This is a genomic window from Mycobacterium branderi (genome assembly GCF_010728725.1).
In the GTDB taxonomy this organism is placed as follows: Bacteria; Actinomycetota; Actinomycetes; order Mycobacteriales; family Mycobacteriaceae; genus Mycobacterium; species Mycobacterium branderi.
In genome coordinates, this window is the sequence record NZ_AP022606.1 from 2576356 (window position 1) to 2588144 (window position 11789).

An 11789-nucleotide genomic window follows, 5' to 3' on the forward strand; every position below is an offset into this window, starting at 1 on the left:
GGATCCACCTCACAGCGCGGACCCGGCGTCCTCGATCTGGTCAGCACCACGGTCATCGGCTTGGATGTACCTGTCGGCCGCTTCGCGGTGCCCGTCGGCGTGAAGGATGTGGCGTTCCTTGAAGCGAGTGCCGGAGTTGGCCCACTCGTCCAGCATCTGCGGCAACGCCGCGCGCGCCGCACCCGAGCCGATCGACACCTGAGACGCCCGCGAATGTGCTTGCTGATGTGCTGCCGAGAATTCATCAGCGTGTGCCTCCAGCTGCGTCGCGGTCAGGTGCAGCTCGGTTGGGTCGACCCGTAACTCAGCCACGCTGGCGTCCCTCTCGCCGGACACACGACTCCTGCGAGGAATTTTACCGTCGTCGCTGGTGGTGCATATGCACCAAATCACTACGGCGACCCTGGCGCTCTGCCATCGACACCGAGCCCGGCCGCGGTTGGTGGAGCTGGTCGATGCCCCGTTGGCTGCGTCTACCGACTGCTATGCGCCCACCTACCTCAACGGTTCCCGTCAATGCTGAGACACTCGAGGTCTATCGTACGCGCCTTCAATGAAATCCACTGCCGCACAACGGTTATCGGATGCTTTCCCGGCGAGACTCGTTGTATCAGCGTCACGTGGGTAGTACTCGAGCGTGCATCCGGCGGCTGGCGCGGATGGACGATGACTTCGGTTGGATTGCGCTCTCAGCCGAATCCACTAGCAGCACCGCCGGAAATGTCGGCCCCACCGCATAACCTCACGAAGCCTCCGGCCATCGATTTGTGCCGGACTCCGGATGACACCAATGGCCACCACGGCCGTAAGGAGGGCTCCATGAAGTTCATTTCGACCCGCATCATCACGGCCGACGTCAATCGGCTTGTCGAGTTCTATGAGATGGTCACCGAAATCTCCGCGGTGTGGGGAAACGAGCTGTTCGCTGAGATTCCGACGCCGGTTGGCACGCTGGCCATCGGTAGTGACAAGACCGTCCCGCTGTTCGGAGAAGGATCCGCCGAACCCGCAGCCAACCGCAGTGCGATTGTGGAGTTCATCGTCGAGGACGTGGATGCCGAGTACGAGCGACTTCGCGGACGGGTGGGCGAAGTGGTGACGGAGCCGACAACTATGCCGTGGGGGAACCGCGCGCTGTTATTTCGCGACCCCGACGGGAATCTCGTCAACCTGTTCACTCCGGTCACGGAGGAGGCTCGGGTCAAGTTCGGACTTTGACGATCGGCGAGCAGTTCTGAGCTTGGCGCAGGTCACGAGATCGACACTCCGCTGGCCCGGTCTGCCAGCCATAACCAGTCCGCATTCGGCCTGGACAACCGGGATGCAGCGCGCCGACGCCAGCCGCGACGCAAAGGCCCGGTCGTCTCCCGTGGGACCATGGTCGAAGGAAACATGGTCCAGGGGAGTATCAAGGGAGTTTCGTGTCGCCGGTGCGTTGGCTGCGGGCGGTTGCCGTCGTGGGGGCGACGGCGCTGCTGCTGGCATCGAGTTGCACCTGGCAGTTGGGCACACCGATTCCCAAGGGGGTGCCGCCGCCGGCGGGCGATCCGGTGCCGGCCGTGGACACCCACGCCAAAGGCCGGCCTGCCGATCAGCTCTACGAGTGGGCGGCCGAGCGCGCGTCGCGGCTGGAAATCCCGGTCGTCGCGCTCGAGGCCTACGCCTATGCGGCGCGGGTCGCCGAAGTCGAGAACCCCAACTGCCACATGTCGTGGACGACACTGGCCGGCATCGGTGAGATCGAGAGCCATCACGGCACCTATCGCCACGCGACGGTGGCGCCCAACGGCGATGTGCGTCCGCCGATCCGAGGCGTGCGCCTCGACGGCAGTGGCGGCACGTTGCATATCGTCGACAGTGAGGCCGGCGGCCTCGCCGACGACGACGGCACCGTTCGGGCCATGGGCCCCATGCAGTTCATTCCGGAAACCTGGCGCCTGTACGGGGTCGACGCCAACAACGACGGAATAGTCAGCGTCGACAACATCGACGACGCCGCCCTGTCTGCGGCCGGTTATTTATGTTGGCGCGGAAAGGATCTCGCCACACCGCGAGGGTGGATCACGGCGCTGCGGGCCTACAACAACTCTGACCAGTACGCCCGTGCGGTGCGCGATTGGGCCACCGCCTACGCGTCCGGCCGCCCCCTTTAGGCTCATGGTCGAGTCAGCTAGCAACGCAAGGAGAACCCAGTGCCCATAATCGAGCAGGTCGGGGCCCGCGAGATCCTCGATTCCCGCGGCAATCCGACTGTCGAGGTCGAGGTGGCCCTGATCGACGGGACATTCGCGCGGACAGCGGTGCCTTCCGGCGCGTCCACCGGCGAGCACGAGGCCGTGGAACTGCGCGACGGCGGCGACCGCTACGGCGGCAAGGGAGTGAAGAAGGCCGTGCAGGTGGTGCTCGACGAGATCGCCCCGGCCGTCATCGGGCTCAACGCCGACGACCAGCGGCTCGTCGACCAGGCCCTGGTGGACCTCGACGGCACCCCGGACAAGTCCCGGCTGGGCGCGAACGCGATCCTCGGTGTCTCGCTGGCCGTCGCCAAGGCGGCCGCCGACTCGGCGGAGTTGCCGCTGTTCCGCTACCTCGGCGGACCCAACGCGCACATCCTGCCGGTGCCGATGATGAACATCCTCAACGGCGGCGCGCACGCCGACACCGGCGTGGACATCCAGGAGTTCATGGTGGCCCCGATCGGCGCCCCGAGCTTCTCCGAGGCGCTGCGCTGGGGCGCAGAGGTCTACCACGCGCTCAAGGCGGAGCTGAAGAAGCAGGGCTTGTCCACCGGCTTGGGCGACGAGGGCGGCTTCGCCCCCGACGTGCCGGGCACCAAGGCGGCGCTGGACGTGATCAGCCTGGCGATCGAATCCGCGGGTTTCAAGCTCGGCGCCGACGTGGCACTGGCGCTCGACGCCGCCGCCACCGAGTTCTACGCCGACGGCACCGGCTACAACTTCGAGAACAACACCCGCAGCGCTGATGAGATGACCCGCTTCTACGCCGAGCTGCTCGACTCGTATCCGCTTGTGTCCATTGAGGATCCACTGTCCGAAGACGACTGGGACGGTTGGGTTGCGCTGACGACGGCGATCGGGGACCGGGTGCAGATTGTCGGCGACGACCTGTTCGTCACCAATCCCGAACGGCTGGAAGAGGGTATCGACAAAGGCGCGGCAAATGCGTTGCTGGTCAAGGTCAATCAGATCGGGACGTTGACCGAGACGCTGGACGCGGTGGTGCTGGCCCATCACAGCGGCTACCGCACGATGATGAGCCACCGCAGCGGCGAGACCGAGGACACCACGATCGCCGACCTGGCGGTGGCCGTCGGGTGCGGACAGATCAAGACCGGCGCGCCGGCGCGCAGCGAGCGGGTCGCCAAGTACAACCAATTGCTGCGCATCGAGGAAGCGCTCGGCGACGCCGCCCGCTACGCCGGCGACCTGGCATTCCCCCGATACGGCTTGGAAGCCAAGTAGCCGGCCGCTATGCCCGAAGCCAAACGGCCCGACCCCAAGCGGCGCTCACCGGCGCCGCGACCGGGTAAGGCCGGCGCTTCGGGCCAGGGCCGTCCACGTAAGTCGGCAGCCGGCCGTCGGGGCCCCAACGGGTCACGCGCCGCCCCCGAGCCCGCCGAACGACCGATCGTTGCGGCCGCCCAGGAAAAAGCCGAGGAGCGTTCCGAGCAGCGGCTGGGGCTGACCGCGCGCCGGGCCGCGATCCTCGCGGCAGTCGTCTGCGTGCTGACGCTGACCATCGCCGGGCCGGTGCGCACGTATTTCGCGCAGCGCACCGAGATGAAACAGCTGGCGGCGTCGGAAGCCGCGCTGCGGCGCCAGATCGCGGATCTCGAGCAGCAGAAGGCCAAGCTCGCCGATCCCGCTTACATTGCGGCGCAAGCCCGCGAGCGTCTCGGTTTCGTCATGCCCGGCGAGGTTCCCTATCAGGTGCAGCTGCCGCCGTCCGCGGCTGTGCCCACGCAGCCGGGCGCGCAAGGCCCGACCGCCGCGTCGGGGGATCCGTGGTATACGGCGTTGTGGCACACCATCGCCGACACCCCGCACGGGCCGCCGTCGCAGGCGCCGCCCGCGCCGCCGAGCCCCCCGCCGCCCGGTGGTTGACCGTGCCGACCTCGACGCGGTGGCGCGCCAGCTCGGCCGCGAACCGCGGGGAGTGCTCGAGATCGCGTACCGCTGTCCCAACGGTGAACCCGGTGTGGTGAAGACGGCGCCGAAACTCCCTGACGGCACACCGTTTCCGACGTTGTACTACCTGACCCATCCGGTGCTGACCGCCGCCGCGAGCCGGCTGGAGTCGTCGGGAATGATGCGGGAAATGACCGAGCGGCTGCGCCACGACCCCGATCTGGCGGCGGCGTACCGACGGGCCCACGATTCGTATCTGGCCGAGCGTGATGCGATCGAGCCGCTGGGCACCTCGTTTTCCGCCGGCGGCATGCCCGACCGGGTCAAATGCCTGCACGTGCTGATCGCGCACTCGCTGGCCAAGGGCCGCGGGGTGAATCCGCTCGGCGACGAGGCGCTGGCGGTGCTGGCCGACGAGCCGGCGATGGCCGGGATCCTGGTGGCGGAGCAGTGGCGATGACCCGGGTTGCGGCAATTGACTGCGGTACCAACTCGATTCGGCTGCTGATCGCTGAGCAGGTCGGCGCGCACCTGCGCGACGTGCATCGCGAGATGCGCATCGTGCGGCTGGGCCAAGGGGTCGACGCAACCGGCCGGTTCGCGCCCGACGCGCTGGAACGGACCCGCGCCGCGCTCGTCGACTACGCCGCGCTGTGCACCAAGCACGGCGCCGAGCGGGTGCGGATGGTCGCCACGTCGGCTGCCCGCGACGCCGCCAACCGCGACGTCTTTTTCGCGATGACCACTGAGGTGCTGGGTGTGAGCGCCGAAGTGATCAGCGGCGCCGAGGAAGCCGAGCTGTCCTTCCGCGGAGCCGTGGACGAATTGAATTCGGCCGGAGCGCCTTTCGTGGTGGTCGACCTCGGCGGCGGCTCCACGGAGATCGTGCTGGGCACCGACCGGGTAACCGCGAGCCATTCGGCGGACATCGGCTGCGTGCGGGTGACCGAACGCTGCCTGCACAGCGACCCGCCAACCCCCGACCAGGTAGCCGCCGCCCGTGAGTTGGTCCGCGAGCGGCTCGGCGAGGCGCTGCACGCCGTGCCTGTGCAGTCAGCCCGCACGTGGGTCGGCGTGGCCGGCACCATGACGACGCTGGCCGCGCTCGCCCATCGGATGACCACGTATGACTCTGCGGCCATTCATCTTTCGCGTGTCGGCATCGACCGGCTGCTGCAGGTATGCGACGGGTTGATCGCGATGACCCGCGCGCAGCGCGCCGCGTTGGGGCCGATGCACGAGGGCCGCGCCGACGTGATCGGGGCCGGGGCGATCGTGGTGGAGGAGTTGGCGTTGGCGCTGCGCGACCGTGCCGGCATCGAGGAGTTAGTCGTCAGCGAGCACGACATACTCGACGGGATCGCGCTCTCGCTATCGGGCCGGGTTGCGTAGCGCGTGCGGGGGGACGGTGGACGCCGCGAGTGATGGTGCATCGATGGTACGTGGCCGGTACCGAAGTGTGGGCAATCGACTTCTCATGACGCCGACCGGGTCGGCGAGGGGACCGGCGATGCCGGACAAGAAGGCCCACTCGTGCTCGTCGCTGCCGAAATACACGACACTGTGGAACGTTTCGGTGAAGTGCTGCCACGATCGATTCAAACCGTCGTTGCGCCAGATGGTGGGGCAGCCCGCCTGGCTCACGACGACGCCGCCGATGCTCTTGCATCGCCGCAGGAAATCGGCGCCGTAGAGCCGGTTGTGCTGAGCCGGTTCGGCGCCTTCGTCGGTACAGTCGAGCACCACGATGTCGTAGGGCTCGACGGTTTCCGCGACGAAGTCCCACCCGTCGCGGTAATGCATTTTGATCGGGCCGAGTCCGCGTTCGGCGCGCGACAACTCCGGCACGGTATATCCGTAGGGCAGATGCTCCGCGCACAGCCGCACCACCTCGCGATCGATGTCGACGTGATCGACATGGGTCGCGCCGGCGGCGACCGCGAGCTGGCTCACCACTCCTTCCCCTGAGCCGATGACCAGGACCCGTTGGAGCTGGGGTGCCAGCAGCAGCGCCGGCACCAGCAATGCCTCGTGATAGACGAGCTGGCTGACCTCGGTGCTTTGGCAGGCTCCGTCGATGAACAGCCCGATGCCCTGCGCTGTCTTGCCGATCATGACGTGCTGGAACTCGGTGTGCCGCTCGCACATGACGTCGGACAGTTGCCAATAGTGGGACAGGCCCGGCGCGATCGGGTCGAGCATCTGCTTGCCTGCACCACGAAATACCGTGCGGACGTTCGTCTTTGACGCGCCGACTCCCTGACCCAGCAATGCCACCGCACGTTCAGCGTCGGCGGTATCGCCGCAAGTGAAAACGTCGACGAACATTGCGCCGTACTCCGGATAGCTGTGAATCGACGCGTGTGATTCGGCAAGCAGCGCCAATATCGTCACCCCGTGAGGTTCAAAGCGCTTGTCGATCATGCCGCACACCGTGGCTCCGGAGCTCGTGAGGGCACCGGCCAGGATGTCGCGAAGCCGATCGGCATCGTCGGCGAGCGCTGGCTCGACCCCGCTGAATTCGGCCAGCACGTGGCGGCCGGCGAAGTGGCTACCCGGCCAGGTCTGCATCGGCCACTTCACACATCCTGGCGAGCGTCTCAGGCATCGCCGCAGACTACAGCGATCTGCCTGGTCACCGCCACAGCCGACACCTTGGAATTAGCTGCGTAATCGGCCGATTCGGCCATGTCGTCAGCGACCCAGGAGGCGGTCCTTTTGTCTGGTGAACTCCTCGTCGCTGAGCCTGCCCTCGTCGCGCAACCGGGCGAGCTGGCGTATGCGCGCCGCAATCCCGGTAACCACCGTTCGCGAATTTCGTTGCCCCGCCGAACCATTGCCGGCATTCGTTGCGGAGCAAGCCGTTGCCCGTTGACCGGTGGTCGTTTGGTCACCGCGCCCTTCCCGGCCGGTATCGGCGCCCAGCGTGTTGCCCATGGCCGGCCCCATCATCGCCGCCAGCCCCATCTGGCTGGTGCTGGAGCCGAATTTGACCGTGTCCGCCATCGCTGCTGCGGCGGTAGGGGTTTCGGGTAAGGGGGAAATCAGCGCGACCGGACGTAGCGCCGGTGCCTCGATAGTCCATGTCGGCGGCACGGATAACGCCCCGACTGCATTCGCCTGACCCAAACTCGCCGACATGGCCCGCGCGGACGTCGCGATAGGACCCGGGTTGGTGATGATCGCCGGGAACTCTTGTGGAGGCACCTGCGCTGTTCCCGGCCACGGCTCCACCCCGGCCCACCCGCTGACGTCGTCGTCGGTGTGCAGACCGGCCACGGTACCGACATAGTCGATGGGAAGGCTCACGGGCCCCGACAGGGTATCCAGCGGGAGCACACCGAACAAAAAGGTCGCGTTGGCGGGGCCGGTGAGAAAGACCGTGATGAGGTCGCTCAAAGTCCCCAGCGGGTCCGCGGGGTCCGCGGCGGCCGCCGGTGCGGCGGAGAACACTTGCGGCACAGTCGATACCGTGCTCTGCACGTTACCGGCATGAGTGCCGGCAGCCCGGCCGACTGCGACGGCTTGGGCGGCCGCCCCGCCCGGGTCGGTGTTCTGGCGGGGCGGGCGAAACGGTGTCAGCGCACTTGCCGATGCCGACGAACCCGCATAGCCGTACATTGCCGCGGCGTCCTGGGCCCACATTTCGGCATATTGGGCCTCGGTGGCCGCGATCGCCGGCGTGTTCTGCCCGAAGAAGTTCGTCGCCACCAGCGTCATCAGCAGGGTGCGGTTGGCGGCGATCACCGGCGGCGGCACCGTCATTGCGAACGCCGCCTCGTAGGCGGCAACTGCGGCGTTTGCTTGGGCCGCGGTCTGCTCAGCCTGTGCGGCGGTGGCGCCCAGCCATGTCACATAGGAAGCGGCCGCCGCCGCCATCGACGCCGAGGACGGACCCGACCACGGCCCGGCGGTCAGCCCTGCCACGACCGATTGATACGACGCGGCGGCGGTGTACAGCTCTTCGGCGAGTACATCCCAGGCACGTGCAGCGGCCAGCATCGGCCCGGCTCCCGGACCAGCATACATCCGGCCGGAGTTGATCTCCGGCGGATAAATCCCGAAATCCATTCCTGCCTCGTTTGGAAAGAACCGGCGGCCGCGTCGAAATGTGGTCTGAAATTTCAGCGCCCGAGCAGACGGTTTTTCTGTTCGGTGTATTCCTCGTCGGTCAGAATTCCCTCGTCGCGAAGTTTGGCGAATTCGCGTAGCTCGGCCGCGACGCCCGTCACCACGGTCCGGGGCTTGCTCTCCGATGCATCGGCGTCGATCACCGACCCCTCGCCCGAGCCCGCCGCGTCGGGGGGAGCCGGCTCGCGTGTGCCGCTGGTCTTGCCGCGGGTGCCGCCGGTGCCCAGCGTGCCGGCCATGGCTCGCCCGGCCATGCCTGCCAGCGCCATCTCACCGAGCGTGCTGCCCGAGCCAACCTCCGCGGCGGCCGCTGCGGGGATGGCGCCCACGCCGGCTTCCGGCAGCGCCGGCAACGTCACCGCCACGGGGCGTACTGCCGGCGTGGCGATGGTCCACGTCGGCGGTACAGACAACGCCCCAACGGTGTTGGCCTCACCCAGAGCCGCCGACGCGGCCGCCGCCGGGGCTGTTCCCGCAGGCGCGACGGGGCCGGTGATGATGCCTTTGAATTCGGTGGGAGGCCTCTCCCCGGTTCCCGGCCAGGGCTCTTGTCCGGCCCAGCCGCTGACGATCTCGTCGGTGTGTAAACCGGTCCCCGCGCCGATGATGCTCAAGGGAAGGGACACGACGCCCACCGTGCCGAGCGGTATGTCAGCAAAGAAGGTGGCGAGTGCGGCCGGTGCGTCGAGAAAGATACTGATCAGGTCGCTCAGCGTGCCCAGCGGGTCCGCAGGGGCGGCCGCCGGCGCGGCTAGGCTTTGCAGCGTGCCGGGCACTGCGGAAAACGCTTGCGGCACCGACGAAACGGTGCTTTGTACGTTGCCGGCCGACGTGCCCGCGGCATGAGCGACGGCGGCGGCTTGGCGCCCCGACGAGCCGGGGCTGGTGGTCTGCGGTGGATCGGTGAAGGGCGTCAGCGCTGTCGCGGACGCCGACGAACCCGCGTACCCGTACATCGCCGCGGCGTCCTGCGCCCACATCTCGGCGTACTGGGCCTCGGTGGCCGCGATCGCCGCGGTGTACTGCCCGAACACGTTCTTCGCCACCAGCGTCATCAGCCGGCTGCGGTTTGCCGCGATCAGTTGCGGCGGCACCGTCGATACATACGCCTCCTGGTAGGCGGCGACCGCCGCCTTGGCTTGTACGGCCGTCTCCTCGGCCTGCGCGGCGGTGGTCTGCAACCAGGTCACGTACGGGGCGGCTGCGGCTGCCATCGCAGCCGACGAAGGTCCAGACCATGGGCCGGCGGTCAATGCCGATATCACGGATCGATATGAACTGGCCGCCGAAGACAACTCGGCGGCCAGCGCATTCCAGGCCGTCGCAGCGGCCTGCAGCGATTTCGGCCCGGGGCCGGCATACATCCGGCCGGAATTGATCTCCGGCGGCAACATTGCGAAATCCATTGCGCACCAACTAATTAGCGTTGATTGTCGAGAGCTGCCGGTGAATGGTCACCAACAATAACAACGGGCTGCCTTTCCTCGATCCATTATCGGTGGGTGAATAAGGCTCCACGCGATCGTAACGGTTTTTTAACGCGACATTTTCCTGATCAACAGGAACGTCTCAGGGGGTCGGCAGGCAAGCCATTTACCGGCGGCTGGTTTCGAGTTCCTCGTCCTTGCGGGGGCGATTCTCGCCGGCACCCGTGCCTGCGGCGGGCGGTGGGGGCGGCTGGCCTTTGCGCAAGGTGGCCAGCAATTCGCGGTAGGGGCCCACAAGGTACACCGTGTCGCCGGCCCGAAGCCGCGCATCGCGGCGCGGGTGCAGAGTGACGGACTCGTCCGGCCGGGTGATCGCGATGACGCGGGTTTGGGTGGACATTTCGAACATCTGCAGACCGTCGAGCTCACTGCCCGCCGCGACGTGCATTCCGCCGACCATGAAGGAGCTCTGCCTGACCGAAAACGTGCCGAGCACCTGCAAGCCCATCGCCGCGCCGATAAACCACGGTGCCGCTAGGTCGACCGTCGAACGGACGTTGCGGAAATCGAACCGCTGCGCCACTGCCACGCCGAGCGCACGGTCGTAGACGCGCAGCACAATCGGGACCTCGAGCCAGCGGTTGACCTCGGGCATGAGCCGGGGGCCCAGCATCTCCCGCAGCACGATCCCGGTTTCAATGTTGACCATGTCATTGCGGGTCAGCACGGCCACCGCACGGGCAGTGTCCACGCGTGCCGATTCCAGGGTCTGGCGCAGTGTCGCATCCCCGAAGATCACCGGCACGTCGAGGTCGGCCACCGACTCCAGGAAGGGGTTGTTGTCGTCGCGTTCGATGACTGCGACGTCGCATCCGGCGGCGGTCAAGTCACTCACGACACGGCTGCCCAGCGCGCTCAGTCCCACGACGATGATGTGGTTACGCAGATGACGCACCCGGCGGCGTCCGGCTGACCGCACGAAGCGCCGCGACAGCAGCAGATCGGCGATGAACGCGACCAGCAGCGCGGTGGTGGTCACTCCCGCGAACATCATCATCGCGGCGAACAGCCGCAGCCAGACGGGCTGTTGCAGGAAGCTGTAGTCGCCGTAACCCGTGGTCGTGATGGTCTCGGTGCTGAAATACAACGCGTCGACCCAATTCATCCCCGGGCTTTGGTAGGTATAGCGCAACAACACCGTGGAGCTGACCAGCAGCACCAAAACGGCGACCATCGTGGGATAGAAAAGCGGGTTGAGCTCGTCGCGCAGGATCCGCACAGCGTCCAGCCCCCGCCGCAGCAAAGGCCGGCTGGCACGAGTTCCGGTCGGTCGCGGAACCTTGACGCCGCGAGCAGCCACCCCCTCGGCGGTGCCGACCATCGCTGTCCAGTCGCCGGCATGCACCCGCAGATCGCGGCCGGGGCAGACCACCACCTCGTCAGAATTGGCGGAGTTTTCGCCGCGAATCACGGCCACCGGGGCCAAGTCGTCGTAAAGCTCGCGCAGCGTTGCGTCACGCGAAGCCTCGGTGCCCGCGACCACGAATTCAATGCCGGCCGCTTCGAACGGATGCGTGGTCTGGGCCAGACACGCCTCGACGATCGCCGGCGCGGCAAGGTCGGCGACGGACAGGATTGCGCCGGGCCCGTTGTCGGTGGCCACCGCTTCGCGCAGCACGTCATTGGTCATCCGCGTGACGACCCGTGCCTCCGGGTTGGCTTTCCGCGCCAACAGCGCAATTTCGAGATTCGCCGCGTCGTCGTCTCCGGCGCAGACAACGGCGGCGGCTCGTGCCACCCCGGCGTTGGCGAGATTTGTCTCGGTGTTGGCGACGTTGACGCCGGCGAGCCTGACAATGGTCGCGCCGGCGCTTTTCAGCTCCTCGACAATTGTGGTGGCGAGCGCGTCGTCCCCACTGACAATGATGTGGTCCCGCATGCTTTCCTCCGTTACTCGGGAAAGCACAAACGCGATTGCGTCATCGAAATGCGTCGGTGCGCATGAGTGCCTTTGGTTCGGCCGTTCCGCTGTGGCGTGATGTCGTCCGGCATAATCGCCTACCTTTGCCGACGCTGATGTTCC

Annotated in this window: 11 protein-coding genes; 6 read left to right on the plus strand and 5 right to left on the minus strand. The window is 67.1% G+C overall.

Annotated features, from left to right (window positions below; translation table 11 throughout):
* Positions 1-9 precede the first annotated feature (9 nt).
* Positions 10-312: a type VII secretion target gene (locus G6N47_RS13290; protein WP_139799476.1), complete on the minus strand. Its 303-nt coding sequence runs from the start codon at positions 310-312 to the stop codon at positions 10-12.
* 507 nt (positions 313-819) lie between these two features.
* Between G6N47_RS13290 and G6N47_RS13295 the strand changes: the two genes are divergently transcribed.
* From G6N47_RS13295 to G6N47_RS13320, 6 genes are all read left to right on the plus strand, one after another.
* On the plus strand, positions 820-1218 hold the full coding sequence (locus G6N47_RS13295; RefSeq protein ID WP_083131671.1) for a VOC family protein: 399 nt from the start codon (positions 820-822) through the stop codon (positions 1216-1218).
* A 203-nt stretch (positions 1219-1421) separates the two neighbouring features.
* A complete protein-coding gene (locus tag G6N47_RS13300; protein WP_083131672.1) occupies positions 1422-2153 on the plus strand; it encodes a lytic transglycosylase domain-containing protein in 732 nt (243 codons plus the stop codon).
* A gap of 39 nt (positions 2154-2192) precedes the next feature.
* Positions 2193-3482, plus strand: a complete 1290-nt coding sequence (gene eno / locus G6N47_RS13305) for a phosphopyruvate hydratase (protein ID WP_083131673.1) — start codon at positions 2193-2195, stop codon at positions 3480-3482.
* Between the two features lie 9 nt (positions 3483-3491).
* A complete protein-coding gene (locus G6N47_RS13310; protein ID WP_083131674.1) occupies positions 3492-4124 on the plus strand; it encodes an FtsB family cell division protein in 633 nt (210 codons plus the stop codon).
* Positions 4117-4608 carry a DUF501 domain-containing protein gene (locus G6N47_RS13315; RefSeq protein ID WP_083131675.1) on the plus strand — a complete coding sequence of 164 codons (492 nt, stop codon included), beginning with the start codon at positions 4117-4119 and terminating at the stop codon, positions 4606-4608. Before G6N47_RS13310 ends, G6N47_RS13315 begins: the two co-directional genes overlap by 8 nt.
* A complete protein-coding gene (locus G6N47_RS13320; RefSeq protein ID WP_139799477.1) occupies positions 4599-5540 on the plus strand; it encodes a Ppx/GppA phosphatase family protein in 942 nt (313 codons plus the stop codon). The genes G6N47_RS13315 and G6N47_RS13320 overlap by 10 nt, the downstream gene beginning before the upstream one ends.
* On the opposite strand, the gene speD is transcribed toward G6N47_RS13320, so the two are convergent.
* The 4 genes from speD to G6N47_RS13340 all read right to left on the minus strand — a co-directional run bounded on the left by speD (position 5520) and on the right by G6N47_RS13340 (position 11645).
* The gene (gene speD, locus G6N47_RS13325) at positions 5520-6731 is read right to left on the minus strand and encodes an adenosylmethionine decarboxylase (RefSeq protein ID WP_308206278.1); all 1212 of its coding nucleotides are present in this window, start codon (positions 6729-6731) and stop codon (positions 5520-5522) included. The two genes, G6N47_RS13320 and speD, sit on opposite strands and share 21 nt — an antisense overlap.
* 111 nt (positions 6732-6842) lie before the next feature.
* A complete protein-coding gene (locus G6N47_RS13330) occupies positions 6843-8219 on the minus strand; it encodes a PPE family protein, SVP subgroup (protein WP_083131676.1) in 1377 nt (458 codons plus the stop codon).
* 53 nt (positions 8220-8272) lie between these two features.
* A complete protein-coding gene (locus tag G6N47_RS13335) occupies positions 8273-9685 on the minus strand; it encodes a PPE family protein, SVP subgroup (RefSeq protein WP_083131677.1) in 1413 nt (470 codons plus the stop codon).
* Positions 9686-9872: 187 nt separating this feature from the next.
* Positions 9873-11645, minus strand: coding sequence for a potassium channel protein (locus G6N47_RS13340; protein ID WP_083131678.1), 1773 nt, complete (start codon positions 11643-11645; stop codon positions 9873-9875).
* Between the last annotated feature and the right edge of the window lie 144 nt (positions 11646-11789).

Coding starts and splice junctions, on each gene's coding strand:
- G6N47_RS13295 (WP_083131671.1), top strand. CDS start 820: ATGAAGTTCATTTCGACCCGCATCATCACGGCCGACGTCAATCGGCTT.
- G6N47_RS13310 (WP_083131674.1), top strand. CDS start 3,492: ATGCCCGAAGCCAAACGGCCCGACCCCAAGCGGCGCTCACCGGCGCCG.
- G6N47_RS13330 (WP_083131676.1), bottom strand. CDS start 8,219: ATGGATTTCGGGATTTATCCGCCGGAGATCAACTCCGGCCGGATGTAT.
- G6N47_RS13335 (WP_083131677.1), bottom strand. CDS start 9,685: ATGGATTTCGCAATGTTGCCGCCGGAGATCAATTCCGGCCGGATGTAT.
- G6N47_RS13340 (WP_083131678.1), bottom strand. CDS start 11,645: ATGCGGGACCACATCATTGTCAGTGGGGACGACGCGCTCGCCACCACA.